32 protein-coding genes and 2 pseudogenes are annotated in these 26,027 nt (G+C 53.8%); 9 read left to right on the top strand and 25 right to left on the bottom strand.

Annotated features, from left to right (window positions below; genetic code table 11):
* Positions 1 to 331: 331 nt before the first annotated feature.
* The 4 genes from hemQ to JI721_RS14125 form a co-directional block, all read right to left on the bottom strand.
* Positions 332 to 1,078: a hydrogen peroxide-dependent heme synthase gene (hemQ, locus tag JI721_RS14140; RefSeq protein WP_274455503.1), complete on the bottom strand. Its 747-nt coding sequence runs from the start codon at positions 1,076 to 1,078 to the stop codon at positions 332 to 334.
* 121 nt (positions 1,079 to 1,199) lie between these two features.
* Complete coding sequence (locus JI721_RS14135) at positions 1,200 to 1,325, bottom strand: hypothetical protein (RefSeq protein ID WP_274455502.1); 126 nt, start codon at positions 1,323 to 1,325, stop codon at positions 1,200 to 1,202.
* Between the two features lie 315 nt (positions 1,326 to 1,640).
* Positions 1,641 to 2,597: a type I pantothenate kinase gene (coaA, locus tag JI721_RS14130; protein WP_274455501.1), complete on the bottom strand. Its 957-nt coding sequence runs from the start codon at positions 2,595 to 2,597 to the stop codon at positions 1,641 to 1,643.
* Between the two features lie 262 nt (positions 2,598 to 2,859).
* A complete protein-coding gene (locus JI721_RS14125) occupies positions 2,860 to 3,186 on the bottom strand; it encodes a hypothetical protein (protein WP_274455500.1) in 327 nt (108 codons plus the stop codon).
* A 182-nt stretch (positions 3,187 to 3,368) separates the two neighbouring features.
* On the opposite strand from JI721_RS14125, the gene JI721_RS14120 reads away from it, so the two are divergent.
* Complete coding sequence (locus JI721_RS14120; protein ID WP_274455499.1) at positions 3,369 to 4,364, top strand: zinc-binding alcohol dehydrogenase family protein; 996 nt, start codon at positions 3,369 to 3,371, stop codon at positions 4,362 to 4,364.
* Between the two features lie 48 nt (positions 4,365 to 4,412).
* Here the strand turns inward: JI721_RS14120 and JI721_RS14115 are convergent, their stop codons facing one another.
* Positions 4,413 to 5,192 (bottom strand): S41 family peptidase, encoded by a 780-nt coding sequence (locus JI721_RS14115; RefSeq protein WP_274457879.1) that lies wholly within the window; start codon positions 5,190 to 5,192, stop codon positions 4,413 to 4,415.
* 206 nt (positions 5,193 to 5,398) lie between these two features.
* Here JI721_RS14115 and JI721_RS14110 point away from each other — a divergent pair, with 206 nt between their 5' ends.
* The 3 genes from JI721_RS14110 to JI721_RS14100 all read left to right on the top strand — a co-directional run bounded on the left by JI721_RS14110 (position 5,399) and on the right by JI721_RS14100 (position 7,046).
* Positions 5,399 to 6,154, top strand: a complete 756-nt coding sequence (locus JI721_RS14110; RefSeq protein ID WP_274455498.1) for a CDP-alcohol phosphatidyltransferase family protein — start codon at positions 5,399 to 5,401, stop codon at positions 6,152 to 6,154.
* 80 nt (positions 6,155 to 6,234) lie between these two features.
* Positions 6,235 to 6,756, top strand: a complete 522-nt coding sequence (locus JI721_RS14105; RefSeq protein ID WP_274455497.1) for a hypothetical protein — start codon at positions 6,235 to 6,237, stop codon at positions 6,754 to 6,756.
* Positions 6,753 to 7,046 (top strand): GNAT family N-acetyltransferase, encoded by a 294-nt coding sequence (locus JI721_RS14100; protein WP_274455496.1) that lies wholly within the window; start codon positions 6,753 to 6,755, stop codon positions 7,044 to 7,046. The genes JI721_RS14105 and JI721_RS14100 overlap by 4 nt, the downstream gene beginning before the upstream one ends.
* Before the next feature lie 6 nt (positions 7,047 to 7,052).
* Here the strand turns inward: JI721_RS14100 and JI721_RS14095 are convergent, their stop codons facing one another.
* The 5 genes from JI721_RS14095 to JI721_RS14075 all read right to left on the bottom strand — a co-directional run bounded on the left by JI721_RS14095 (position 7,053) and on the right by JI721_RS14075 (position 9,523).
* Positions 7,053 to 7,538 (bottom strand): DinB family protein, encoded by a 486-nt coding sequence (locus JI721_RS14095; protein ID WP_274455495.1) that lies wholly within the window; start codon positions 7,536 to 7,538, stop codon positions 7,053 to 7,055.
* 121 nt (positions 7,539 to 7,659) lie between these two features.
* Positions 7,660 to 8,169: a GNAT family N-acetyltransferase gene (locus tag JI721_RS14090; RefSeq protein WP_274455494.1), complete on the bottom strand. Its 510-nt coding sequence runs from the start codon at positions 8,167 to 8,169 to the stop codon at positions 7,660 to 7,662.
* A gap of 21 nt (positions 8,170 to 8,190) precedes the next feature.
* Entirely contained in the window at positions 8,191 to 8,676 is a 486-nt protein-coding gene (locus JI721_RS14085) for a hypothetical protein (protein ID WP_274455493.1), read from the bottom strand.
* 35 nt (positions 8,677 to 8,711) lie between these two features.
* Positions 8,712 to 9,257 (bottom strand): hypothetical protein, encoded by a 546-nt coding sequence (locus JI721_RS14080; protein ID WP_274455492.1) that lies wholly within the window; start codon positions 9,255 to 9,257, stop codon positions 8,712 to 8,714.
* A 23-nt stretch (positions 9,258 to 9,280) separates the two neighbouring features.
* The gene (locus JI721_RS14075) at positions 9,281 to 9,523 is read right to left on the bottom strand and encodes a phosphatase (protein WP_274455491.1); all 243 of its coding nucleotides are present in this window, start codon (positions 9,521 to 9,523) and stop codon (positions 9,281 to 9,283) included.
* Between the two features lie 313 nt (positions 9,524 to 9,836).
* Between JI721_RS14075 and JI721_RS14070 the strand changes: the two genes are divergently transcribed.
* Positions 9,837 to 10,352 (top strand): methylated-DNA--[protein]-cysteine S-methyltransferase, encoded by a 516-nt coding sequence (locus JI721_RS14070; RefSeq protein WP_274455490.1) that lies wholly within the window; start codon positions 9,837 to 9,839, stop codon positions 10,350 to 10,352.
* A gap of 9 nt (positions 10,353 to 10,361) precedes the next feature.
* Here JI721_RS14070 and JI721_RS14065 read toward each other — a convergent pair whose 3' ends face one another.
* Genes JI721_RS14065 through JI721_RS14055 form a run of 3 tightly spaced genes read right to left on the bottom strand, consistent with a single transcriptional unit; the run spans position 10,362 to position 13,443 of the window.
* Positions 10,362 to 10,997 carry a YdeI/OmpD-associated family protein gene (locus JI721_RS14065; RefSeq protein WP_274455489.1) on the bottom strand — a complete coding sequence of 212 codons (636 nt, stop codon included), beginning with the start codon at positions 10,995 to 10,997 and terminating at the stop codon, positions 10,362 to 10,364.
* 5 nt (positions 10,998 to 11,002) lie between these two features.
* The gene (locus JI721_RS14060) at positions 11,003 to 12,580 is read right to left on the bottom strand and encodes a class I adenylate-forming enzyme family protein (RefSeq protein ID WP_274455488.1); all 1,578 of its coding nucleotides are present in this window, start codon (positions 12,578 to 12,580) and stop codon (positions 11,003 to 11,005) included.
* A gap of 2 nt (positions 12,581 to 12,582) precedes the next feature.
* The gene (locus JI721_RS14055) at positions 12,583 to 13,443 is read right to left on the bottom strand and encodes a crotonase/enoyl-CoA hydratase family protein (protein ID WP_274455487.1); all 861 of its coding nucleotides are present in this window, start codon (positions 13,441 to 13,443) and stop codon (positions 12,583 to 12,585) included.
* Between the two features lie 200 nt (positions 13,444 to 13,643).
* On the opposite strand from JI721_RS14055, the gene JI721_RS14050 reads away from it, so the two are divergent.
* The 3 genes from JI721_RS14050 (at position 13,644) to JI721_RS14040 (ending at position 16,456) form a co-directional block, all read left to right on the top strand.
* The gene (locus JI721_RS14050; RefSeq protein ID WP_274455486.1) at positions 13,644 to 13,946 is read left to right on the top strand and encodes a metal-sensitive transcriptional regulator; all 303 of its coding nucleotides are present in this window, start codon (positions 13,644 to 13,646) and stop codon (positions 13,944 to 13,946) included.
* Between the two features lie 23 nt (positions 13,947 to 13,969).
* On the top strand, positions 13,970 to 16,171 hold the full coding sequence (locus JI721_RS14045) for a heavy metal translocating P-type ATPase (RefSeq protein WP_274455485.1): 2,202 nt from the start codon (positions 13,970 to 13,972) through the stop codon (positions 16,169 to 16,171).
* A gap of 78 nt (positions 16,172 to 16,249) precedes the next feature.
* On the top strand, positions 16,250 to 16,456 hold the full coding sequence (locus JI721_RS14040; protein WP_274455484.1) for a heavy-metal-associated domain-containing protein: 207 nt from the start codon (positions 16,250 to 16,252) through the stop codon (positions 16,454 to 16,456).
* A 142-nt stretch (positions 16,457 to 16,598) separates the two neighbouring features.
* Here the strand turns inward: JI721_RS14040 and JI721_RS14035 are convergent, their stop codons facing one another.
* From JI721_RS14035 to JI721_RS14010, 7 genes and pseudogenes are all read right to left on the bottom strand, one after another.
* Positions 16,599 to 16,718, bottom strand: a complete 120-nt coding sequence (locus JI721_RS14035) for an SDR family oxidoreductase (protein WP_407654031.1) — start codon at positions 16,716 to 16,718, stop codon at positions 16,599 to 16,601.
* Positions 16,719 to 16,783: 65 nt separating this feature from the next.
* A pseudogene (locus tag JI721_RS17330) lies at positions 16,784 to 16,855 on the bottom strand (hypothetical protein); the annotation flags it as partial.
* A 71-nt stretch (positions 16,856 to 16,926) separates the two neighbouring features.
* A complete protein-coding gene (locus JI721_RS14030) occupies positions 16,927 to 17,109 on the bottom strand; it encodes a hypothetical protein (protein ID WP_274455483.1) in 183 nt (60 codons plus the stop codon).
* Positions 17,110 to 17,803: 694 nt separating this feature from the next.
* Positions 17,804 to 18,037, bottom strand: a pseudogene (locus JI721_RS14025) (alpha/beta fold hydrolase); the annotation flags it as partial.
* Positions 18,038 to 18,127: 90 nt separating this feature from the next.
* The gene (locus tag JI721_RS14020; protein ID WP_274455482.1) at positions 18,128 to 18,943 is read right to left on the bottom strand and encodes an IS3 family transposase; all 816 of its coding nucleotides are present in this window, start codon (positions 18,941 to 18,943) and stop codon (positions 18,128 to 18,130) included.
* A 50-nt stretch (positions 18,944 to 18,993) separates the two neighbouring features.
* Positions 18,994 to 19,281 (bottom strand): transposase, encoded by a 288-nt coding sequence (locus tag JI721_RS14015; RefSeq protein ID WP_242215916.1) that lies wholly within the window; start codon positions 19,279 to 19,281, stop codon positions 18,994 to 18,996.
* A 246-nt stretch (positions 19,282 to 19,527) separates the two neighbouring features.
* Positions 19,528 to 20,967 carry an MDR family MFS transporter gene (locus JI721_RS14010; RefSeq protein ID WP_274455481.1) on the bottom strand — a complete coding sequence of 480 codons (1,440 nt, stop codon included), beginning with the start codon at positions 20,965 to 20,967 and terminating at the stop codon, positions 19,528 to 19,530.
* Between the two features lie 235 nt (positions 20,968 to 21,202).
* Here JI721_RS14010 and JI721_RS14005 point away from each other — a divergent pair, with 235 nt between their 5' ends.
* Positions 21,203 to 21,862, top strand: a complete 660-nt coding sequence (locus tag JI721_RS14005) for a TetR/AcrR family transcriptional regulator (RefSeq protein ID WP_274455480.1) — start codon at positions 21,203 to 21,205, stop codon at positions 21,860 to 21,862.
* Between the two features lie 262 nt (positions 21,863 to 22,124).
* Here JI721_RS14005 and JI721_RS14000 read toward each other — a convergent pair whose 3' ends face one another.
* From JI721_RS14000 to JI721_RS13980, 5 genes are all read right to left on the bottom strand, one after another.
* Positions 22,125 to 22,592: a VOC family protein gene (locus tag JI721_RS14000; RefSeq protein ID WP_274455479.1), complete on the bottom strand. Its 468-nt coding sequence runs from the start codon at positions 22,590 to 22,592 to the stop codon at positions 22,125 to 22,127.
* Between the two features lie 29 nt (positions 22,593 to 22,621).
* Positions 22,622 to 23,113: a GNAT family N-acetyltransferase gene (locus tag JI721_RS13995; protein WP_274455478.1), complete on the bottom strand. Its 492-nt coding sequence runs from the start codon at positions 23,111 to 23,113 to the stop codon at positions 22,622 to 22,624.
* Between the two features lie 104 nt (positions 23,114 to 23,217).
* Entirely contained in the window at positions 23,218 to 24,039 is an 822-nt protein-coding gene (locus JI721_RS13990) for an MBL fold metallo-hydrolase (RefSeq protein ID WP_274455477.1), read from the bottom strand.
* Between the two features lie 301 nt (positions 24,040 to 24,340).
* The gene (locus JI721_RS13985) at positions 24,341 to 25,765 is read right to left on the bottom strand and encodes a sodium:solute symporter family protein (RefSeq protein ID WP_274455476.1); all 1,425 of its coding nucleotides are present in this window, start codon (positions 25,763 to 25,765) and stop codon (positions 24,341 to 24,343) included.
* Positions 25,765 to 25,950, bottom strand: coding sequence for a DUF3311 domain-containing protein (locus JI721_RS13980; protein ID WP_274457877.1), 186 nt, complete (start codon positions 25,948 to 25,950; stop codon positions 25,765 to 25,767). The genes JI721_RS13985 and JI721_RS13980 overlap by 1 nt, the downstream gene beginning before the upstream one ends.
* Positions 25,951 to 26,027: the final 77 nt, after the last annotated feature.

Below are 26,027 nucleotides of genomic sequence, written 5' to 3'. Positions count from 1 at the left end.
CGAGTAAGGGATTGGCAGTCACGACTCCGAAATGACGAAGGGGTGCTCGCGGATGTTCTTCTGCATTCATTGCAAGGAGATACATATGACGCAACCAGGAGATCAAGTTTTCCGCACAGGGTTTCGGGAAATGGCGTCCGGTGTGACTCTGCCACTAGGCACGTGCATGGACCAGCGGTCGACCCCCAACCCATCGATTTCACACGACGTTTGCGATCACGGCGCACCGCTGAAGGAAGCCGTATCGCTGTAGGAACAGGCGCCTGACGATTGCCTGACAAACATGCAAAACAGCCATCGTCCGCCTCGGACGACGGCTGTTTTTGGCGAGTCAAACGTGCAGCCATTCTCCCAAAGCCGACACGTCCGTTCGGCTCCCAACGTAGAACGGTCCAAACTCGCCGAACCGTGCGCTGGCTTCGTCGAATCGCATTTCGTACACAAGCTTCTTGAACACAACCGGGTCGTCTGCGTACAGCGTTACGCCCCACTCCCAATCATCGAGTCCGACAGACCCCGTAATGATTTGCGTGACGCGTCCAGCGTACGAACGTCCAATCATGCCGTGGCTGCGCATCATTTCCCGCCGCTCATCCATCGACAGCATGTACCAGTTGTCATTGCCTTCCCGGCGCTTGTTCATTGGGTAAAAACAGACGTTCTGTGTCTTCGGCAGCGCAGGCTTCAGCCGGCCCTGCACATACGGGTCCTGCGACACGTCGACGCCCGGCTTTGCAAGGTAACCGCTGAGTTCCACCACAGACACATACGAATACGCGGGTCGTGTGAAATCCGCAAAGCGGGTGCGGTTCAATTCATGCTTCGCCGCAATCAGTTCTTCAAGCGTTGGGCGGAGCTGAATCCACATGAAGTCTGCTTTGTTCCCGGCCATGACATAGAGACCATAGCCCCCCGATTTCTGGACTTCATAATTCGAAAAAGCGGTATGTACGGCAGCGAGTTCGTCCAGTGCTTTGGCTCGCTCCACGGCAGTTGTGGATTTCCAGGCTTGCCAATCCAATGTTCTGATGTCGTGGGATACGTACCAGCCTTCGAGCGTAGCGACGGCTTCATTCATACTGTTCACCTCATTGGGCGAATTCACCCGGATGTGGAATGCCTCTAAAGTGTACCAAAGATGACAAAGCGCGGCCAACGGCCGCGCATCAGAGCACGTATCCCATTCTTGCACGACCCAATTAATACACCGGCGTCGTCGTGCAGGTTGTCACGGTATAGGGAACCAAGAGAATGAACAGCACAAAGATAATCAGAAACACGACCGCCCAACGGGTATATCCTCCGAATACGCCGCCATCGTACATGGAACATCCTCCTTCCACACTTCACGCGTTCGTCCATCACGCTTGTCGTTCGTCAGAGGTTAGCAGGTCGCGGTGGTTGTTGCTGCACCGTAGCCCGGGACCAGCAGGAAGAAGAGTACGAAGATGATGAGGAACACGACAGCCCAGCGTGTATAGCCCCCAAACACACCGTACATCTCAAGCACCTCCTTTGCGCGACATACTGCATGGTATGAGGCGGTCAGGGCGCATGAGGCGGTAAATGTCCCGGGTCGGGGGCGCCTATTTGTTGGGTGCCAGCCCCCGGTCAGGAGACGGCGAAGGTCCCCGCAGGTGTCACAATTTCCGCAAACGAACGCGGCAAACGGCGTGATCTTCCCCTTTTTCCAGAATCAACTGTGCGCGCGGGCGTGTCGGCAGGATATTCTCCCGCAGATTCACGGCGTTGATTTCCTCCCAAATTTGCGTTGCGGTCGCCACCGCTTCCTGGTCGGTCAAATCCGCGTAGCGGCGAAAGTAAGAGTTCGGGTTGCGAAAAGCGGTTTCACGCAATGCTTGGAATCGCTGAATGTACCAATGCTTGATGTGCGCTTCGTCGGCATCCACATAAATCGTGAAGTCGAAGAAGTCCGACACGAACAACCGGGGTGCCGACTTCGCCTGTTTGGTGCCGCCCGTCTGCAGCACATTCAATCCTTCAACGATCACGATGTCCGGATGGCGAATCTCAATGGTCTCATCCGGCACAACGTCGTAAATGAGATGCGAGTAAACCGGCGCATGCACCAGCGGCTTTCCCGATTTCACATCCGCCATGAACCGAATCAGCTTGCGCACGTCATAGCTCTCCGGAAACCCCTTGCGCTTCATCAGATTCCGTTGTTCCAGCACAGCGTTCGGGTACAAGAACCCATCCGTCGTCACCAAGTCGACCTTGGGATGGCTTGGCCACCTCGAAAGAAGGGCTTGAATAATGCGCGCCGTCGTACTCTTTCCAACCGCCACACTCCCAGCCACGCCAATGATATAGGGAACCTTTTCAGCCTGGCTCCCAAGAAACGAGCGAGAGGCCCGGTACAGGTTCTGCGTCGCATCGACGTACAGGTTCAACAGCCTTGACAGCGGCAGGTAGACCTCCTCGACCTCTTGCAGTGACACCTGTTCATTGATGCCATGCAGGCGCACCAAATCCTCCTCCGTCAATGGAAGCGGCGTTGACGCGCGAAGCAGCGCCCAATCCTTGCGTTCGAATGTGATGTATCTGGAAAACTGCGGCTTAAGTTCCGTTTGCATCAAAATGACGTTGCCTCCGTCCTGATCCGACAACTCGCTGCTAATCCGAGCCGCTCGATCGGCCGGAGAGCCCCTCAAGACATCGGATGGTTTCTAATTACGGTGGTCGCCCTGTCGGCCACACCAGTCTGCCCCCGTCCAGCTTGCGCCGCTTTGCATTCTAAAATGAAGCCAGCAGCACCCGGGGTGGGCCAACTGGCTTTTGAAATGACAGGATGTGACACATTATATCATCTATCTCTCGCGACGAGAATGGGGAATCTCAAAGGGGGGTGACGTCTTCGACCACCCAAATGCCGCGCGACCCTTGACGTTCCGGTTGATACAGTTCGACGAGAAACCGGCAGGGCCCGTGCGTGACCTCGACGACAGCGTGCCGCAGTCCTGAACCGGACTCAATGTACTGCTCGCGCAAAGTGTAAATGTCGTTCGCGCGCAGCCCCAGATGTTCCGTACCGACCACCTGGGCGGTGCGGACGGGACTGAGTCTCCACAGGTTTCTTCCCTGGTCTGCGGCCTGCTGAATCCGCGCATAGTCCTCGCCTGGAATCTCTACTCTGCCAATGTGCACCTCTGGACATTCAGGCATGACATCGTCCTCCGCTTGGTTCGATTCGGTTGCCGGCCTCGGACCAACGGCCGAAACACAAGGCCGAGTCCCCCATCCGGTACGCCGGGCTGGCACCCATGAGTAGGGTATGGATTGAACGGATGGCCTGTGACGCGAAACCGATGTAGTAAACTGGAATCAGCGACAAGGAGGAATGTGTCATGACCAAAATGAAGGCAGTCGGGCTCCACTCCACTGGCAAGCTCGTCAATTTCGAAACGGACAAACCCACACCAGCCGGCAGGGATTTACTCGTCGAAGTTCGAGCCGTGGCAGTGAACCCAGTCGACACGATTCAGCAGCCAGCCAATGACGGTGACGAACCGCGTATCCTCGGCTGGGATGCTGCGGGTGTTGTGGTGGAGACGGGATCGGCATGTTCCCTGTTTCAGCCCGGAGACGAGGTGTACTACGCAGGCGACATCATGCGGCCTGGCGCAAACGCCGAGTTTCATTTGGTAGATGAACGCCTCGTCGGACGCAAACCGAAGACCTTGAGCTTCGCCGAAGCAGCGGCCCTGCCTCTGACCAGCTTGACGGCCTGGGAAGGGTTGTTTGAACACCTGGGTGCGGCGAAGGATGGCAATGACGGGAAAACCGTTTTCATCGTGGGGGCAGCAGGCGGCGTCGGTTCGATTGCCGTACAACTCGCGCGTCATGCGGGACTCACCGTCATTGGCACGGCTTCGCGCCCTGAGTCACAAGGGTGGGTCAAACAACACGGAGCCCATCATGTCATTACGCACACAGCGCCCTTCGCCGAACAACTCCAAGCCATCGGATTCCCTGCCGTGGACGCTGTGTTTTGTCTCAATCAGGTTGCCCCTCACTGGGAGAACATGCTCAAGGTGCTGCGGCCCATGGGGAAAATCTGCACCATCCTGCCACCGCTCGAACCGCTGAACTTCCGGCTGATGGCGGACAAGGCCATCACCTGGTCGATTGAAGCCATGTTTACGCGCGCGAAATACCAAACGCCGGACATGATCGAACAACACAACATCCTGTGCGAACTGGCGGACTGGATTGACGCAGGCCACATACGGTCCACCATGACGGAACGGCTGTCACCCATTAACAGCCAAAACCTGCAGGCAGCGTATGAAAAGATCCGGTCACGGCGGACGATTGGCAAGATTGTCTTAGAAGGTTTTTAAATCCTGGGGCGGCTCGCCTGAAGGTGCGGGCGAAGCCGCCGATGGGTTTCACACCTGTGCGATCTCCAGTGCTTTGGCCAGCACCACATCACGACCATCATACAAGTCATCTCTCGACCGCATCACCGCGATGTCGGGTGTAATCCCGACTCCTTCGAAGGTGCCTGCGTCCGGGAAGGAGGCCCGTACCGATCCAATACCAATACTTATACCATCACATTCGAAGCACACGGGTTGCCCTGTAGACCCCCAGGTCGTTTCGCCAATAAGGATGCCACGCTTTGTGTCTTTGAACGGCATAATGAAATCTTCCGCCGCCGAGCCACAATACCGGTCTGTAAGGAGGATGACGCGTCCAGAATAAATGGATCCGTTTGGCTCTGTCCAATCTGACCGACAAACAGCGCCAGATCCGTCCTGCAATATCGAAAATTCCCCATGTCCTTGGTGCCGTTTCCACAAGTGCCCAATGTTTACGGCTGTCTCTGTCCACCATCGATAGGGACGCTCCATCAGCGCGTCAATCAATTTGCTCGGTGTAATTCCGCCACCATTGGAACGTAAATCAATGATCATCGTTGTTGCCCTAGCAAATTCCTTTACACAATCGAGAGCTTTTTCCTCAACACTCGGTACGTGGAAACTTGGGATACGTATGTAACCTACCGTCCCGTTCGCGAACCATTGTGCTGCACAATCGTGTAACGGCTTCGTCGCATTGGCGCGAGACTGCGGCGGACAGTAGGTGATTGTCCGACCCCATCTACTTTGCCCGTCCCTCAATCCTTCAACCACGAAGCCCAGTCGACCACAAACTTCCTGCCCCATCCACGTATTCAATGGGCCGGCCTTTGTTATAACAGGATGACGACTCTAGCATCTCCATTAATCTCTGCAGTTTTGATACTTGACAAATAGACAGCAGAGCCTATGATTAACTCTGCATATAAATGTTAAGAACTTGTTGAGGTATTGTTAAGAATCTGTTGAGGTTCAAAGTTCGCATCAATTTCTTCGGAATTGAGGGTATTCCAATGAAATTCACCGAAACGTACTTATATCGATGTGCAGACAACCCATATGTGCGTTATCCAAAGCCATGGGATACTTATACCACCCTGCCGTTGTCCGTCCCGATTTCAGAATGGCTTTGCAAAACAAGCCTAACGCCGAACGCCATTTCGGTGATCTCACTGGTATTCGCCATTTTATCTTCCGTTGTGTTCTACCTCGGGACACCCTTAGCAATGGTTTTCGGTGCGGTGCTGTTCCACATTTCTTACATTCTGGATTGCGCTGACGGTTACAAAGCGCGAAAGATGAACATGTCTTCGCAAATCGGGCACTGGATCGACCACACCTTTGATGAAATCAAAAAGCCAATCCTCATGATTGGTATTTACTCAGGACAGGTGGTACACCACGGCCCTCTCCACATGTGGGCGTGGCTCGGCGGTTTTCTTTACCTGTTCAGCCGAGTTCTAGTCAAGACCGACAGCACGGTGAAAAAAAGTCCTTCCGAATCTATATCAACTGTCGCACCCGACCGCGTGTTGACACGCACGGCCGGATCGAACATGTTGTTGACGCCTCGCCAACAGTGGCTGTTTCAACACTTTGGCATCGTCACACTGTTCACGTCCATTGAAGCGCAGGCCATTGCCTTTGTGCTGGGACCCATTTGCCAGCACCCCATGCTCGGCTTTCTCGCTGCGGGCGTTCTCTCGACACTGTGGGTGCTTGTTGTCGATGGACTGCTCTACTGGCGGAGAATCTTAAAGGCAGCCTGACCGCGACGGTCGTTCGAATCATGGTGTCATGATATGCTGATGTCAATCAGGGGCAGGTCCCGGAAAAGAAGTGAGTACAGTTGACAGTATTTCTGAATCATGAATTGGCGTGCAAATTAGAAAATGATTTACGAGAGGGTAACCAACAGCTGGTTGAAGCTTGGAACGCTTCGGGGTTTGGAACAACCGCAACCGCCATCGAAATCGACAATGTGCTCGCGGTTTACGGGGGGGCTGAATGTCCCATCAACGAAGCAGTAGGTTTCGGCATGTTGTCTCCAGTGGAAGAATGGGTATTGGAAGAGATTGAGCGGTTCTATCATGCAAAGCATCATGCTGCGGTCGTTCGAGTGTGTTCATTGGCACACCCTTCCGTCATTGAACTCACGAAAAAACGAGGCTACGTATTCAATGGTTTTTCATATCGATGGGTTTTAATTTGGCGACATGGCAATCTCCGTTCAACGCCGCCGACCAACGCGTTCGCATCGCTTCACCAAGCGAAGAAATGGACTGGTCGTTCGCCATTGCCTCGGGATTTGCCGACGTGGATGCAGTGTCAGAACAGAACCTCGACCTTGAGAGAGCCTTTTTTCGAATGAAAAGCAGCATCCCTTTGCTCGCGGTTGAACAGGGCGTAATTGCCGCAGGGGGTGTCCTTGCGCTGAACAAAGGAATCGCCGCCTTGTTTAGTACAAGTACCCGTCCTTCCTATCGGAAACGCGGGTTACAAACCGCGTTGCTTGATTGGCGGCTGCGTTATGCAAAGGCGCACGGAGCAGAGATTGCAACCATTGAAACCGACCCAGGGTCCGACTCACAGCGGAATGTCGAACGCATCGGGTTTCGTTTGGCCTATGTGACCGTGCAGCTCATCAAGCCTGTTGTTTGAGGCACATCAATTGTCATCCCGAAGGTTGAAGGCGGGCGGCTCCACGTCAAGCAAACGCAGGTATACATAGCCTTGTGCTCGGTGATGAATCTCGTTCTCCAAAGCGTAGGTCAGCCATTCAATCGCACGCCCCTCTGGGTGTCCCTGAAAAGGTGTTGGCCTCGGTTTGGTCAACGCTGCTTCGGTCACCGAAGGCCACAGCGTTCTGGTGTCTTCCCGGACGCTGCGTCCAAATGCCAACAGTTCGTCCACCGTGCAAGTCTGATACGATGATGGAGGAAATTCAAACTTCCACGCCTCGGTTGCAAGCCCGCGGGCGTATACCCGTTCCATGCCCCAGATTTCGAGCAACAGTTGGCGGAACGACCGCATCCCTGGTACAGGTGTCTGATCGATGGCCCCAGCGTTTCTAAACGCATCAGCGACCTTGTCGGTCAGACGCCGATTTTCCTCCCACACGTGCATGAACCAATCCTTCCAATCCAACTGCATCACCGCCCACCTCCACAAGAGGGTTGAAACGTATTTTCTGAATCATACCACAAACCCTTTCACAATGTACGGCGCCGTGTGGGGTTGTCGGTAGAACATTCGAACCTGGTTGCCTTGGACATTATGCGAACAGGTCTTTGCTCATCGTCCAAACCTCTAAAGTGACTCCGCCATCCTTGTGAATCCATTCTTCACCCAATTTCACATAGCCAAGAGATCGATAGAGATGAACATTCCTCGGAACCGAATATCGAACCTTACACCAAATCCTCGGCTGCATTTCTGCCTTTGCAAGGGCCTCCAGGTGCAAAAGCAGCCGTTTCGCAACCCCTCTGCCCTGCCACTCCCTCCGAACGGCCAATCGATAGAAATACACACCATCCTCCAAACGGTACCGAACACATGCAATCGCAATCCCGTCGACCAGTCCGACCACTGCTCTTTCTTTTCCTAGTTTGATGGAATCTCGAATGGAATCGGCGGTTTCGTTGAGCGCACTGGATGACCCAGGAACGCTCCTGTACTCCGAATAAGCATCCATCATCACCGAGTAAATATCGTCTGCATCACATAATGTTGCTGTTCGAATCTCGATTGTCATCGCCGCCTTACGACGCGTGAACTGATTCAATCATACGGCTCATCGCGGCTTCTACACTTCTTCATTAGACTGACGCCTGCCGGAATACGAATTCGCTGGCGCGCTTTCCCGATGCCGCGTCAAAAGAACACTGTAGCCCACGATGAATAGAATTCCTGAGATCACCATCTCCACGATGGTGGCAAATTGACGCCAAGCCAACGTCTCTGCTGCAAACGGGAGAGTCTGGATATGCGTGCCATATCCGCTCGCGTTGAACCAAATCGACGCGTTTGCGAGCAAGCAAGCGAGCAGGATTGAGAAAAACAAAATACACACATTGACGGTCGCAGCTTTTCCGGCGTTCCAAGTGATTTTACTTGCAACGAAGGCACAAATACACGGATTGACGGCCCATGCCAAAATCGCGGTGAACCAGCCGAGCCCATGAGACAAATTCGATTGCCAGCCGACCACTTTCCACACATCGTGAAGTGCGAAGAAATAAGCAATTTGCCCAACGATGATCCCAGCAAAGAGTAAAGTTCGTTTCGTCACAACCGCCTCCCGTACTGGCGTCCAAGCGAAAAAGGCTACGAAATCGGCGCCCAATCATAGGTGATGGACTGCTCACTTTGATTCGTCGAGATGGACGTCAATTGTACTGGAACGGTTGTGAGGAAAATCGGCGCCGATTGAACCGAGCCATAGACGATGTATTGCACCAGCCGCGTCCCATCATGGCTGTCTTGCTGGTTGGCAGCGACACTCACCATGGTTGCTGGGGTCACAACCCACGCCGTGTTTGGCGTGGAGAGTTGGTAGAAGTAAAAATGACCGGAAGGAACCAGCTTCCACTGACTGCCCAGCTGTTGTTTCGCCTGTGCTGGGGAAAGTTGTTTCCATGAGGATTGCGTCGTCCAGTACGTGAAGTTTGGTGTCTTTGCCTTCGCTCCCACATAAATGGTCCACTGAAATGCTGAATCGCTGTCAGTCAGGACGTGGTCTTGGTTAACCTGCCACTGTGTCCCTATCTCCGCCGATATGGCTTTCCAGTTGGAATCGTAATGAAATTGATTTCCGCAGCCAGTCAGGAACAAGAGTATCGCGCAAACGGGCGTCATGACATGCCACCTCAAAGTAAGCCCCCCCTCGGTTTCTCCTATTTTCCCTCTCGAATCCCCGCCACGACCAAACAAGCTCCGACGACGAAAAGCAAAACAGCGATGATGAGCGGGACCGTCCCAACGGCTCGCATGGCTGTCCCAAACGGACCTGAATCAGTGTTCCAGCCAACATTCGGCTGGGTCAAATACAGCGCATAAATTGCAGCGGAAACACGTGTCAACCCGTACAGAATGACGCTTGATACAACGGCAGCGGCCCCAGCTATCAGCTTTTTCACAATTTTCCCCCTCGAACGATGTTCAGCTGCCCATGGTTGTACGGACTCCAGTCAAGTCATGAACATCCCGCGTTGAATCGTTACCATCATATTCGGGAATACATGGTGAAATCCTCCAGCCAGCGCAACTATTTTTGCTCACCCTGTCCACAAAGAATGCGCTATCTGGCAGGCAGCTTTCTGAATCTTGCTGTCCTATTGCCGCGGGCATCCGTGCAACCGGCCGCATGGGGTATAGTTGTAGCAACGGTGCAGATCGTAAACCTATCATCAGCGGTCCACCGTTTCGAACTGACAGAGGAGGCGCGGCGAGATGAGATCGTTGTCAGCAGTCTATTGGGATACGCTTCGACACGGGGCATGGACGCTGCACCTGGCGGCAACCGACAAGGGACTTTGCTCTATGACACTCCCCAATGAACCGTTCAATCAACTGCAGGCATGGGTGAACCGGCATGCGCCGGGATCGCGGCTGGTGCACGAGCCGAAAAAACTTCATCCATATCGCGAGCAAATCGAAGCGTACCTGAGCAGAAATCGAACCGTCTTTACAGTTCCGTTGGATCTCCGCGGGACACCCTTTCAAATTCAGGTTTGGCGTGCATTGCTTGACATTCCGTTTGGCGTCACCCGAAGCTATGCCGAAGTCGCCGCTGCCATCGGTCAGCCGACGGCCGTGCGCGCTGTCGGCGCTGCAAACGGTGCGAACCCGGTACCGATTGTCGTGCCTTGCCACCGAGTCATCGGGAAAAACAAAACACTGACCGGGTACCGGGGCGGGATCGCGATGAAGGCGCAGCTGCTGACGTTGGAAGGGGTTCGAATTTGAGTGCCGCTGTTAGTCGTACAAACCCTTCCCATCGAGAATTTTCTGCATGCATTTTTCGATTCTTGCTGCTCTCGTTTTCGACTGCTTTGGCGCCGAAAAGTAAAAAATGTACGCTCTTTGCCGCCCTGGCGTCAAAGCGTCGAAAGCGGCCTTCAAATCCGGCCGTTCCTGCAGCTTCTGGTGAAATTCCTCAGGCACTGATTCGGGGCGATCTTTGTGGACAGTCGGCTTGACACCGGATTGTTCGATTTCAATCGCTTCTTCGATGTACGCCTTTAAAATCGGTTCCATGTCAACGACATCCTGCAGCTGGGTGAAGCGGATCTGACGACCCACCTGCGTATGTTCTCCCGGCTTGACCAGCACGCCGTGGGTATCCTTGAGTAAGGAACCTTTGACGAAGCTGATTGCACAATAGTTTTTGAACGCGCTCATGATGACAATGTTGCGATGCTGATGGGTGTAACAGGGCTGAGACCACTTCAGTTCTTCCGTTAATCCACAGTCCAGCAAAATCGTTCTCAACTTTGTCAGTTCCTCCTGCCAATCGTGGACTTTGCAGTCCGCGGTCCCCCCGCGCGGGCATCGCATACACCCTTGCGCGAGATAGGTATCCACCGCAGGATTCATCCGCTGCATCGACATCGCAGTCATCCTTCCTTCCCACGCGAAGACTCGCTGGGCCGCTCCTTCCCTTCCCAATACGAATCTCGCAGCAATCGACGAACCACCTTACCAACCGGACTCATCGGTAACGAATCGACAAATTCAACCGATGATGGTTTCTTATACGACGCTAACCGTTCTTTACAAAACTCGATGATCTCCGCCTCCGACGCGGAACGACCTGGCCGCAGTACGACGAAAGCTTTGACCGTCTCTACCCATTTTTCATCAGGAACCCCTACGACCGCAACCTCCATCACCGCAGGATGCTGATAGAGAACTTCCTCCACCTCTCGTGGATAGACATTGAATCCTCCGGTGATAATCATGTCCGATTTTCGATCGACGAGAAAGAGATATCCGGCCTCGTCTATATAGCCCATATCCCGGGTATGCACCCATCCCTCTTTGATGGTTTCTGCAGTCAGCGCGGGTGCTTTCCAATACGCGACCATCGCTTGATTCGACTTGACGCAGATTTCGCCAATCGTTCCGTCTGCGACCTCCACCCCATTTTCATCAACAATTTTCAAAGAAGTCGTCGATACGGGACGGCCGCAGGAAAGCAGTCGCGCTTCGCCTTGGGGTCCACCCACGACATGATCGTCTTTGTCCAGCAAGGTCAGGATCAGCGGTGCCTCAGTTTGCCCATAGTACTGAATGAACTTGGCGCCCCACAATTCTATCCCGCGGCGCAGCGCCTCTCTCGGCATCGGGGAGGCGCCATATATGATGCTGCGGACGGAGGCAAATGAGTATTGTTCTACGTCCGGCTGATTGAGGAGCATGACAATCATGGTCGGTACGAGGTTGAGTGTCGTTGGCTTCTCCTGGTCGACCACGTGCAGATACGCTGCCGGATCGAACCCTGGCAGCACAGCGTTGGTCGCGCCGCGAATCCAGTGGGGCAAGACCAGCGTTCCTGATGCATGTGTCAACGGGGCGGCATGCAGCATGATGTCGCCAGCTTGAACATCGAGACTCGTCAGGATGTGATTACAAATCGCCACCCATGTTTCGTGGGTATGCACCGCTGCCTTCAATGTTCCAGTCGTACCGGAGGTATATTGAATCGTGGCCAGGTCCTGTTCGGCCACCGTTACGGCTGGGTGTTCATCCGTGACATCCTGTTGTAACAGAGACAATGTCAACGCCCACGGTGCGGCAGTCGATCCGGTCGTTTGGCAGTACCACTGTACGTCTGTGAGATTTGCCCGCAGGTCCGCGACGCGAGCCTGGAAGGCCTCGCTGAACAGCAGGGCCCTTGCCTCCGATTCGCGGATCATATGGAGGTGCTCGCCCAAGGACAGTCTGGTGTTCAGCGGGACTCGGACCAGACCGCAGAGTAATAATGCAAAGTCAATTTCAACGCTCTGCGCCGAATTTGCCAGCAAGAATGCAACCCGGTCACCTTTCTGCAAGCCCAGTTTCAGCAGTCCATTCGCGAGACGATTGGCATTCCGGTAAACCTCTTCAAACGTAAGACGCTCCCCCTGGCAGATGACTGCTGTCTGTTTCGGGTAATACTTGGCACCCCGTTCAATCAGTTCGGACGCATTCATGTTTACGACCTCCTCAGATTGGAATCGATGGGCTGAAAGTGCCCGTGCCTGCCGTGCCCAGACGCGAAACGCTGTGCACCCTCCCGCGTCTCGCCGCTTTGGATGATGCGCTTGCCGAGCTGGAACTCGAGGGCCATCGCGTCATCAAACGGTAAATCAAAGCCTTGAAGAACAGCCTGCCGGTCGCTCCGCAAACACCCTTGGGGAAACCCTGCAATCTGCGTCGCCAGGTCAACTGCTGCTTCAAGCGCTTCGCCTGGTTCGGCCAGGCGATTGACCAGGCCCATCTGAAATGCCTCCTCGGCGCCCACGGGACGCCCCGTCAAAATCAGGTCCATCGCCCTGCTCATACCGATGAGTCTGGGAAGTCTTTGCGTGCCTCCGTCAATCAGCGGCACACCAAACCGCCGGCAGAAGACGCCAAACACGGCATCCCGGTCGGCAACCCGCAAGTCGCACCACAACGCCAATTCCAATCCCCCTGCCACCGCATACCCGGAGACGGCAGCAATCACAGGTTTGGATAAACGCATGCGGGTGGGCCCCATCGGTCCATCGTGAGACATGTCGTCGTCTAACTGGTGGCTTTCCCCGGAGGGTACGCTTGATACCGCTTTCAAATCAGCGCCCGCGCAAAAGGTTCCGCCTGCACCTTGCAAAATTGCGACAGACAGGCCGGGATCGGCATCGAAGGACCGGAAGGCATCCGCCAGTGCGGCTGCCGTTTCTCGATCGACCGCATTTCGAACCTCTGGACGGTTCAGGGTCATGATGCAAATTCGATCGCGGTGTTCTACCAGCACACGCAAGCCGTTGTCCTCCTTCATGGGGCGATCCCGTTCGTATCGTCTGACTCCCTCCACGTTGCGGGCACCCCTTGTTTTCGCTATTGTAACTCAATTTCGGAAATGGAGGCTGTGCTTTCGTTCGCAATTCCGTGCCGTTGTTCCACGATGATTGCAATGTCTCCGCGTAAGTCGGTATATCGAAGCGCATTTGACGCATGATACCATACAGGGGTATTGTATATAGCAGAGAGCGTGAATGAAATGGGGAATCGACGATGACGCACGACGCACACGGCCACACGCACAGTTACGCCTCCAAGAAAGAGGACCTGACCCGGCGGCTCAAGCGTATTGAAGGCCAAGTTCGCGGCGTACAAAGGATGATTGACGAAGACCGTTACTGCGTGGATATCCTGGTTCAGATTGCGGCCATCAAGAACGCCATTCACCAAGTGGGGCTGACCATTCTCGAATCCCACACCCGGGGTTGTGTGGCGGATGCCCTCAGCAACCACACGGATGGAGAGGCAAAAATCGATGAATTGATGGACGTGATCCGCCAATTTACGAAATCCTGAGCAATGGAAAAGAGTGACACCTTATGCCAGACACCACAGAGGTTAACGTAGTGCCAAAGCAGGAAGTGGATTTGCAGATTACCGGAATGACTTGCGCCGCCTGTGCCGCGCGCATCGAGAAAGTGGTCGGGCGTTTGGAGGCAGTGCAGTCTGTCCACGTGAATCTGGCGTCCGAAAAAGCGCACATCGTGTATCTGCCCGGCTCGGTACATGAACAGGACCTGATCCGCGCCGTCGAAAAAGCGGGCTATGGTGCGAGACTGGCTTCAGAGACGGCGGCCGCGGAAGAGAACGCGCGCAAAGAACTGGCGTACCGGCGTGACTTGGCGAAGTTTGGGCTGGCGGCCGTGCTCACGCTGCCGCTGGTCGTCCAAATGTTTGTGATGCTATTCGGCGGCACACCGTTTCTGCCGAACTGGGTCAGCTGGATTTTGGCGACCCCCGTTCAATTCTACGTCGGTTGGCGATTCTATCAAGGCGCCTACCACGCCCTGCGCGGCGGTGCCGCCAATATGGATGTCCTGGTCGCACTCGGTACCAGTGTCGCGTATCTCTACAGCGCGGTTTTAACCGTGACGGCGAGGCCGGACGTGTACTTTGACAGCTCAGCGACTGTGGTCACGCTCATCTCGATGGGCAAGCTGCTGGAGACCCGAGCAAAAGCCAAATCCGGCGCTGCCATTGAGGCGCTGGCAAAACTCGAGGCCAAGGTGGCCCATGTCATCCGCGACGGCGCGGAAACCGACATCCCCGTTGCGGAACTTCGTGCGGGCGACAGGGTTCGCGTCCGCCCCGGGGAAAGGGTGCCGGCAGACGGCGTGATTTGCGAGGGTATCACGACCATCGACGAATCATTCTTGACCGGCGAATCTGTGCCTGTGTCAAAAACGGCGGGTGACCCCGTGGTGGGTGCCTCCATCAATCAAACCGCCGCCTTTACCATGGAAGTCACCAAGGTCGGGTCCGACACCGCCCTGGCGCAAGTCATTCGACTGGTTGACCAGGCACAAGGGTCCAAGGCGCCCGTGCAACGCTTGGCAGACAAAATATCTGGGATTTTCGTGCCCATCGTACTGGCGATCGCGGTGCTTACCTTCATCGCCTGGGGCCTCTTCGCTGGATGGTCGGGCGGCCTCCTGGCGGCGGTGGCTGTGCTGGTCATCGCCTGCCCGTGCTCGCTGGGTTTGGCCACGCCGACCGCCATCATGGTGGGCACAGGGTTGGGGGCGGAAATCGGGATCTTCATCAAAGGCGGTGAACACCTGGAACGCGCCCACAAGGTGAACACGGTGGTGTTCGATAAGACCGGCACGCTGACCATTGGCCAACCGACCGTGACCGATGTCTGGGCGGCGCAGGGTGTGACGGAACAGGATGTGCTGCTGCGCGCAGCCGCTGTGGAGGCGCAAAGTGAACATCCGCTTGGCGGCGCTGTCGTTGCGTACAGTAAAGCGCGAGGCGTGGCGGTTTGGCCGGCCTCCAGCGTGCGCGCGGTCCCCGGGAGCGGGATTGAAGGCGCGGTGGACGGACACACCATTCGTGTCGGGACACGGCGCTGGCTTGGTGAAATCGGGATCGGAACGATTCCGGAAGACATTCTCCGGACCTATGAAGACGCTGGTAAGACGGCCGTCTTGGTCGCCTGTGACCAACAGCTGCTGGGCGTCATCGCGATTGCGGATACGGTCAAGCCGGACGCAAGGGAAACGGTGGCCCAGCTGAAACAGATGGGCATTGAGGTTTGGATGATGACCGGCGACAACGAACACACGGCGAGCGCGGTAGCCGCCGAGATCGGCATCGAGCATGTGATGGCTGGCGTTCTACCTGCCGACAAGTCGAACAAGGTCGAAGCGCTGCGCAACGACGGCCGCGTGGTTGCCATGGTGGGCGACGGTATCAACGATGCCCCGGCTTTGGCCGCAGCGGATATTGGTATCGCCATGGGATCGGGCGCCGACGTCGCCCTCGAGGCGGCGGACATCGCGCTCTTGCACGGGGGGACACACGGTGTGGTCGATGCCATTTTGCTGTCCAAAGCGACGATGCGAAAAATCCGGCAAAACCTGTTCTGGGCGTTTATCTACAACGTGATCGGCATCGCGCTGGCCGCCGTCGGCATTCTGAGTCCAATCATCGCCGGTGCAGCGATGGCCCTGAGTTCCGTCAGCGTCGTCACCAACAGCCTTCTGCTTCGGCGGCTGCGGCTTGGAAAGGAGGTGTAGCCAAGCGCCGGTGTGCCGGCTCCGTTTCTAGAATCGATGATGGACCCTCATACACATTGACAAAGGGAGATGTTTTCCATGACAACTGCTACCATTCCCGTAAAAGGGATGACCTGCGATGGGTGTGTCAACGCCGTCACCAAGGCACTGAAAGGTGTGCAGGGTGTGCAGGAAGCCAACGTGGATTTGGCTGGCCAGAAAGCCACGGTGACGTTTGATGACACCAAGACCAGCGTAGAGGCCCTGAAGGAAGCCGTCGAAGAAGCGGGCTACGATACAGATTAAACCCCCTTCCGGCGTGACATCCGTCATCGACAGTGCCTGCCCGCTCTGCGGACAGGCACTGCGTTTTTCCACCAGTGAAGGAAGTTTTCCGTCGGGAGCTTGGCAAAAATTCGCACTTCATTCCCTGCTTCCGCGTACTGCGCTAGCCCATGGAATTGCCGCCATTGACAAAGAACAACTGTCCCGTGATGTAGGATGCTTTGTCTGAGCAGAGAAACGACACCATGTGTGCAACATCGTCCGGCTGCCCAAAGCGCTGCAACGGAATGCAATCCAGGATTCGGACGAACGATAGTTGACGACCACCGTATAGCCATCCGCGGCAAGCATTTTGGCAATACTTCGCCCTAACCCACGAGTTCCTCCCGTGACGATTGCGACCCGCTGACTGTCAACCATCCACCAACCATCCTCCAATTGATGCATGCAGGTGTCGGGGTCACCCTCAAAACACCGCGTTTCGATTCCGCTCAGTGCTCGTCGGTTTCGTCTTCAACCACGTCGTACTCAGTCACCACATGCGTATATTCGTACCCATGGGTGCAGTGCTCGCAGTGAACCCGAACCACAGTTTCACCTTCAGGAATCAAAATGTGATTCGTCTTTTCGCATTTCGGACATACGGAGTCCACTTCCCAATGCCGCCCCTTCATTCCTCTGCCTCCTTCGTCCCACATCAAACCCATTTCAGAAAGCGAATAGACGCTCCGGAAACAAGGTAAGTGTTAGTCTCGCCCCGGTTATTGTACTATGGCAAGATTAAAATTCCATTGAAGCCGCCTTCCTCTCAACGAGTGCTGGTGGATGTCACCAACTTGGCATCGCTTCCAGGCGATACAGTAACTCCTCTGGTAACGGTTGTTTGAGGAGCAAATCGACTACACGCTTCGTGGCACCCACACGGCTCAGGTAGCCAAAGAGGAGCTCTGATTTCTCCAATCTCCCCATCAGGTGGTACGCTGCCGCCCAAACTTCTGCGCTGGCAATCGGGATGCTTCGCCATGTTCCTCCCGATATGCTTGGAAGTTTACATACGTTATCCCCGCACCTGATTGCATAACCACCTATGATCTCGACGCCTTCGTCTGGGAGTGTCAAAATGTAATTGCTGCAGAAAACCGCTGATGCACGACACTTCCGAACAACGTGGAATCCCTTCAGGCACGCTGCGACAGATTCCAGGGGAGCATCTGTCGTCAAGTCCCAATCGTTCACAACCGTAGCTAGACCAAGGGCATATAGGAGTCCACTCCCACCAAGCACAACATCGATCCCGCAGGTAGATAATTGTGCGGTTATGCGTTCCAAGCTCGAGGACGGTATCAACGGTAAGCATCCTTTCAGCGATTACTGTGTGCCTGGATTCTCAAGCCGGTCCAGCCAGTCATGTACCAATGCTTCAAAGAGATTCGAACGCTCAATTTGGAGATTGTGCCCTGCCATGTCAAGAACCGCAAACGTGGCTCGTGGATACTTATCCACGAAGCGCCACGCATCTTGAAAGCCAACAACGTCATCCTGCCGCCCCGTGACAATGAGTACTGGATACGCAAATGGGTCCGGATTTGAATCTACGTCGAAGCAAAGGCGTATTGAACCCCACATTGTCAAGACAGATGGGATGGCTTTTAAGAAAGAGATGATAGATTTACAATTCAGATAAAAACCGTCTCACGCTGCGTTCTGTTGCATTTTCCAGTTTCTGAATTCCGACGGTGACCGATAACCTAGTGCGGAATGAGGTCGGTCCGTGTTGTAAAAGTGAATGTATGACTCGATCGCCGCTTTCGCCTCGGTAAAGCTGCTGTATTCTTGCAGCCAGACCTTCTCCTCCTTCAGCGACCGGAAGAATCGCTCGATGTATCCGTCAGCATCGGGGTTGTTGTGACCCGTCCGCTCGTGGTTGATTTGGCAGGCCTTCATCGCTTGAATGAACCGTCGACTCGTCATCTGGCAGCCATTGTCGGTTCGCAATGTCAAACCGGCACCTTGAACGCCGTTCGGGAAGCGATAGTTCAGTGCCATATCCACAGCCTTCAGCAGGTCCTCTGTACGGCAGAACCGGGAAAACGAGTACCCCACAATCTCCCGGTCATAAGCATCAATCACGGCAAACAGATATCCCCAGCCGTCTTTCCCACACCACACCTTCGTCATGTCGCACTGGAAATGCTCGTTGGACCTGGTGACCGGTATCTTCCCTCGCCGTTTCGCTCGTGAAGCGCCCCGCCTCGGAGTTTTCACCAGCAGCCCCATTTCCTTCATCAACCGGTACACCCGCTTATGGTTCACCCGCAGGTTGTATCGGCGACGCAGCATGACTTGGATTCGCCGGTATCCGTACGTGGGGAATTCTTCGCACAGTTTCCGAATCCACTGTTTGACCAGAGCGTCCTTGTCCACAGAAGGCCGCTTCGGTTTTGGCACAGGCGGCTTCAGCAAACTGTAACAGTACGTCCGGTTCAGCTCCAATGCTTTCGCAATCACTGGGACCCGAAACCCTTCCTTGACGAGCTGAGCAACCAAGGAACGGCTGCTTACTTCCGGCCCCAGTTCGATTTTTTTCGCAACACATCGATTTCCATAGCTTGCTCGCCAATTTTGCTCATGGCTTCCTGCAACTGCTTCTCCAACTCCTGCTCCCGGGTAGAAGGACCTGACTGAAGCCCTGCTCGTCCACCAGTCAGAAACGCGTCACGCCACTTGTAATACAGACTTTGGGCCACACCATGCTGTCGGCAAACCTCGCTGATATTCGCCCCGGGAACCATCCCTTCCAACACAATGTTCATTTTCTCGTCCACAGTCCACTTACGTCCTGGCATGAGTCAAACACCTCACTACGTCTATTTTATCTCACGTCATCTGTCTGGGTTGACTCTGGGGCCAGTATACCGAGAAACTTTCGCTTCCACGGTCTCCCCACATCGCTCTTTTCACGATTCACCTTGAGTTTTAGGTTGCCTTCCAAGTACTTCGTCAGGGATGCCTTGACTCGTCTCGTATAAACGAAACCTGCTACCAGGTAGGTTGTGCGATGCGTTTCGAGCACACGAGGTTCCACTTACGAGTCAACCTTGACGGGTTCTAGGCTTATTTAAGAAGATGCTCAAAACAAGCCCACATAGAGCGATGATTAATGCAATATGAAACGTATCGCCAAACCCGGTCGCCATAGCAGAAACCAGTGCTTCCTTTGACTGGTTGGCAACGGCATGCATGTGCTTCGCGATATTTGAGGCTAAAAATCCAGACATCATTGCGACGGCCAAGGAACCAAAAATCTGTTGCCCCGAAGTCGTGATTGGAGTAACACGGCTAATCAGTTGCGCTGGGGCTGATTTAAGAACGTGGGTACTGATCTGCATCGTTGTAAGACCTTGGCCCAATCCCAAAATGCACAAGTTCGTAACGAGCGAGGCGATGGACGTGTTCACTTGAATTTGGGATAACCAATAGAGGGCGGCTGACAGTATAAGAAGACCAGCAAACACGATGGGACGCGCGCCATACTTGTCGAACAACTTTCCACCTATTTGGAGGCCAATAAAGGACAGGACCGCTTGTGGAATCACCATCAGCCCCGAATGAAAGGTAGAGAAGCCTCTTACTTGTTGCAAATATAGAGGAATCAAGAATAGTGTCCCGAAAATTGCCGTCCAATTTACAAAAACGATCACTACACCCTTACTGAACTCCACAGATTGAAACGCTCGCAATTCCAACAGTGGCATCTGTCGTCTCAGTTCGACCACAATAAATACGCATAGAGATAGCACGCCGATGGTTAGTGGTATGATGGTGGACGGAACGCTCCAACCTTGGCTCCCACCGTCATGCACACCATATACAATCGCCGCAAAAGAGAACGGTGCCATAATCGCCCCAGGAATATCGAGCTGTGGATTTTTCGTGTCCACTGAACGAGGTAGAAACCTCAGTCCTAACGCCAATGCGACAATACCAATCGGAACATTAATTAGAAATATCCAATGCCAGCTTGCGTATTCCAGTAGCCACCCGGATAGAAGTGGGCCAAGTACGGGGGAGATTAGCATCGGCAGCCCCAATAATCCCATGACCGAGCCACGTTTGTCCGGAGGCGCCACCCGAAACGAAAATGCAATACCGATGGGCGCTACCATACCGCCAGCCAGCCCTTGAAGGACGCGAAAGGTAATTAGTTGCGCAGGTGATGTTGCAATTGAGCATAACAAAGACCCAACCATGAACAGGCCGATGGAGATGAGGAATACCCGCTTCGCTCCAAATCTGTCAGAAAACCATCCCGCTAGCGGAATGACTGCGGATAACGCGAGCGTATAGCCTGTAATTGACCATTGCATGATTTTCAAACCCGATTGAAACGCTGATTCGAGTGTGGGTATGGCCACGTTCATAACACTGCTGTCCATCATGACGACGAGCATGCCAAAGATGAGCGCGAACACAGTTGGAAGTATTTTTCTCACAGAAAACTCGCGTGACGTCGCACCTACCGTTCTTTCCACATGACCACTACCTTCCGTTTTTGATTGTCGCATCAAACCACCTAACAACGTTAGATGAGGCGCGAAATAATAGATTGATCACCGTCCCAAAAACCAGACGAACAAACAACCGAATCTAACAACGTTAGGTTACGGCGTGAGGTACGCTGTGTCAAGTGTTGAACTAACAATGTTAGATGCGCTCTGAAATATGTGTTATGATGAGTCGTAGCAACCCTGTGGAGATGGTTTAATTATGAATGCAAGCGTGAATATGCCTATTACACGAGAAAGAATCGTCAACGCTTCGTGGGAATTGCTTCGCGAATGCGGTATAGAACAATTCACGATGCGAAAATTGGCCAAACAACTCGACATCAAAGCTGCTTCCCTGTATTGGCACTTTCAGAGTAAACAACAAATTTTTCAATTCCTTGCAAATGAGATTGCACAGAAGGTCGTGCTTTCAGCCCAAAATGAAGGAGATTGGAAGGAGCAATTGTACCGGTTCGGAAATCACTTTCGCAACCAACTTGAGAAATACCCGTGTTCTGCTCATTTGATGATTCAGACAGTGCCATCAGGAGCACAATACATCGATCTTATAAACCACATGCTTAAAATTGTTGAACCACTACCGATCAGTGACCGAAGAAAGTTTTCCTCGATTGCCTGCGTGTTGAACTTTGTTCTTTCTTTTGAGTTGGATAAGTATCAGCAGCACAAAAACGATGTGGCGATGAAAGGCGTACGCCAAGAGATTGAGCCAACCGTCGGCAATCTGCCTGAACCATTGCGAAGAATGTACCTTAATGGCGTGTTCAGCGATCTTGGTTCCGACAGCATGTTCCAAACCGGTCTAAAAATTCTTATTTTTGGCATTGAACAACTTTCAATGACGGAAAAAGAGACATGACCTAATGTGTCAACGATGCGTGCCACGCTGTTCGACTCATGGTTCGGAGTCCAGCGCAACTCCTCCAAGTTAAGTTGCCCTCTGACCTCTACTCCGGTTTCCTTGAGCCTCTGGGTGGCCGTCCAACGAATATATCCGAGAGGATAAGCGCCGGGATGAACCCAAGTACCGTCTCATGATATTGAGCCAACCTTTCCTGGTTTCGAACGACTAAATGCGCCTCGCAAGGTGTTTCCACCTGCATCATATCCAGCCTCCCGCCTTACAAATGGTTGGCCTTGAGCCACTGTTTGAGCGCCATACCATCATGATATGTGACGCTTGGAGCGTCCAATTTAAGCGGCGTAATGAACTCGAGAGAATTCCCGTCCGGATCGTCGAAGTATATGGCGGCATGGTAGTTTGCACTGTTCTGAAGGATCAGTGGCTGGTCTTCCCCAACCACACCGAAAGCGTCCCTGACCGCAATTCCATGGTCTGCTAGCCACTCTTGCGCCCGCTTCATATCTTCGAGTTCCACGTAAAAAGCCACATGCCGAACCGACGGATGGTATGGTGTTTTTGCATGTTCCGACGGCCAGAGTCCGAGCCAGCTCTTGCCTTTCTCAATCCAGAAGAAGGTGACTCGTGGCCCCTTGTATGCAATTTCCAGACCGAGCCCGTGGTAAAACTCGATGGACCTGTCTATGTCGCTTACCGGTAGGTGCGCCTCGTATAGCCCCTTGATCATGTAGGATCCTCCCCCAAAGGCTGCCAGGATTAGATTTGTCGAAAGTACCGCAACGAAACATAATCCTCATCGTCCAATGATGCATATGCTTTCCGCTCGCCTTGCAGCGTGAAGCCTCGTGACTCATAGAACGGAATGCCTTTCTTATTCCCCTTTGCGACGGACACCCACATCACCTTAGCACCGGATTCTCTCAGTTCATCCGTAATGGCAGTAAGCAAGAGAGTACCGATTCCTTCATACCGCCGTTCCGGATCTACGTACAGCGCAAAAAGTTCTCCTTCCGTATCCGAAATCATCCCACCTCCACCAGCGCCAACGACTGTCTCCCCGTCAACAGCAACCCAATACTCGCCGTTCTGCACTTCACGTGCCACTCTTTCCGAATTGTAGAATTCATCGACAATACGCTGGATGTACGATGCGGGGCGCATCTCTCCGTACGTATCCCAGTATCCCAGCGTACAGACCCGACAAATGCCTTCTACGTGCTCACGGCGGGCTTTCATGATCGTGATCACGGTTTATCACCCTCCAGAGGTCTAACTTCCTGTTCTATCAGTTCCGGGTTTCGCGATATTGGCAAGCGAATGTACATCCTGGTCAGATGCTGAACACCGGCGTCTCAGCGTTCTTCCGTTCGGTTCAGTGCCTCTAGATAACGATCCACTGACCGCATGACTGAACCTTTCGCATCGGTTTCAATCACTGTATCAAACTGTGTTCCATAGAGTCGGTCAAAAGAGAGCGGCTCCAGATTGCTGCGAATCCTTCCCATGATTGTGGCAGACAACGGGATCCGATTCGGGAAACTATACATAAACGACACCCAGCGGCGATCTGCCGACACCGAAATCGTGTCGCCTGTCAGCAGAACCCCTTTGCCATTCGCACCGGACTTCCAGAGTAGCACGGTCGATCCGGCAAAATGCCCCCCCACGTGAACCAATGTTACCTGCGGGTTCAACTCAACTTGCGTACCATTCCAAAACTCGATTCGTTCGCTCGGACGCATCACCCACTGTGTGTCACGAACATGAAGATAGATGCGTGCATCGAATCGTTCTGCCCACTCCACCATGGAAGAGTAGAAGTGAGGGTGTGAAATGGCGATGGCTTGAATGCCGCCGATTCCCCGAATCAAGTCTACCGTTACGTCGTCAATGTAAGAGATGCAGTCCCATAGAATGTTCCCGTACGGCGTGCGAATGAGTTTGGCATGCTGGCCGATCGCAAATTCGGGGACCGTTTCGATCCCCAACAGGTTTGGTTCGTGCTCGTAATAAGCATTCCGGTATCCGCTTGCCTTCATCTCTTCTAACGTCGTCCATCTTTGCCCGCCGGGCCCAATGTACTGCCGCTCATCCTCGCAGATGGGGCAATATGCGGGGGAAGTTTCACTCTCTGGATACTGTGTTCCGCAGGTTGTGCAGATCCATGTCTCCATGACTATCACCTCTGCATCCAGTGTACTTCCTAGTCCCCAGCCACACCATGCTGCAAAGAGGTCGTAAGACTTGCAAAAAACAACGTGAGTTCGGTCAATTCCGAAGTCCGTGGTGCAAACCATATCAAAAAGTGAAGCATGACTCGATCACGCAGGCCCAGAGGATCGTCAAACTTCAACGACATCAATTCATGTGCGCCCCCCATGAAGTCCAACATTACAGCGTAATCATTAATGATGCCCTGCCACAGCATGAGTGGTGCTCCATTCCTTTATTTTATAATTCGATGGAATGCTCGGGTTACACGCCTGTCTCTACCCGTTCCGGAACATGCGCGACCGGCTTCCACGTCGGCACAGCGCTGCGGGTGACCGCACTGACCACAAGCGTTACGACAAAATTGATCACCAGCGCAATTAAGCCAATGTTGATGTTGAATAGATTGGCGTGGGTCACATAGAGCGCGAGGACCGATATATCTCCGACAATGATGCCTGCGGCGATCCCCACTGGCGTTAACCGACGGAAGAAAAACATGGCAAGAAATCCCGGAAAGAGCTGCGTGAAGCCGTAATATGCCGTGTTAATCAGCGTCAACATCAGTGTCGGCGCTAGCAGGGTGAGACCCATGGAGAGCAAGAGATACGCAACCACAATCATTCGAACCCAGTTCGTCTGCGCCCGTTCGGGGACGTTCGGCATCAGATTGCGCGAAACCTGTGCGGCCAGTCCCAAACAGTACACAGCCAGCACCAAGATTCCTGACAGCGCAGCACCGGCCGCCACGACACCAATCAGCCAGGATGGCATCAGACGCACAACCACCGCCATGAACGCGTTGTCGGGCTGATGCAAATGCGGCATCACAATCAGAGCAAAATAGGAGGCCATCACGAGAAACGGATACATCATCATGTAAAGTGGCATGAATGTCTGTGTTTTCTTCACCGTCGCTTCCGATCGCGCGGTGAAGATCATCGGTGCCGCGTTCAGGTAAAAGCCGAGGGACTGGAAGAAGATTGTGCTGAGTGCAAACACCATGTCGGAACGCTTCACCACGTCCACAGAATCCCCTCGCATTCTGGCGACAGCGAACAAATGGGGAATCCCGTGGATGGCAAGTAAGACCGCAAAGCCCACAATGACAATGGCAAACAACATCGCAACATCCTTCAGAATCGAAATGAACGCCGGCGCCTTCACCCCTGACACCGCAATATAGAGGAATGCAATGCAACTGGAGATGATGACGGTGGTTGCCGGAGACCAGTGGAACCCGAGCGCACTCATCGCAACTTCGAGGCCGGAAAACTGCAATTGTGCCCAAGGAATGGCGAAGATAATGGAAGAGATGGTGACAACCAGCTCCAGTCCCCGATGTGAATAATGCCCCTTGAACAGGTCCGGTACGGTGTTGGCCTTGTATCGGTGTCCGGCCCGCCAGATGAGCGGAGCAAGAAAGTATCCAACAGGATACGCGAGCAAGATATAACCCAAGAACCAGATTCCATACGACGCCCCATCCGCGTAAATGCCGCCGGGAAATCCAATCATCGTGCCAATGCTGTAGATTTCCCCGACTGCCAGAAAGAACAGGAGAAAACCACTGAACGAGCGGCCGCCAACCAGATATTGATCGATATTCATCACACGATGTCCACGTCGCGCCAACACCGCCAAGACCAGCGAGAACAGCATAATGAGACCAAAGACGACCGCCGCCATTAGTCCAGCTCCTCTTCTCGAACGACGTCCTCTTGATACCTGTGGCGGTCAAAAGCGTACCAAGATATCCACAGGCAAACCGACGTTAGGGGAAACCACAGAAAAATCCAAAAATATATAAAAGGAAAACCCAAGACACTCGTGTGCAATGAGCCGGTGAACGGCAGGACACCTAGGATGGACACAAAAGGCACACCCAGTCCGATGACAAAACTGAGAATTTGGCGCGAAGCCACCTCAAACGCCGCCCTTCCAGTGGATT

It is taken from the genome of Alicyclobacillus cycloheptanicus (assembly GCF_028751525.1).
Lineage (GTDB): Bacteria > Bacillota > Bacilli > Alicyclobacillales > Alicyclobacillaceae > Alicyclobacillus_L > Alicyclobacillus_L cycloheptanicus.
The sequence above is the reverse complement of the archived record's forward strand: the minus strand, read 5'-3'. Positions and strand labels throughout refer to the sequence as shown.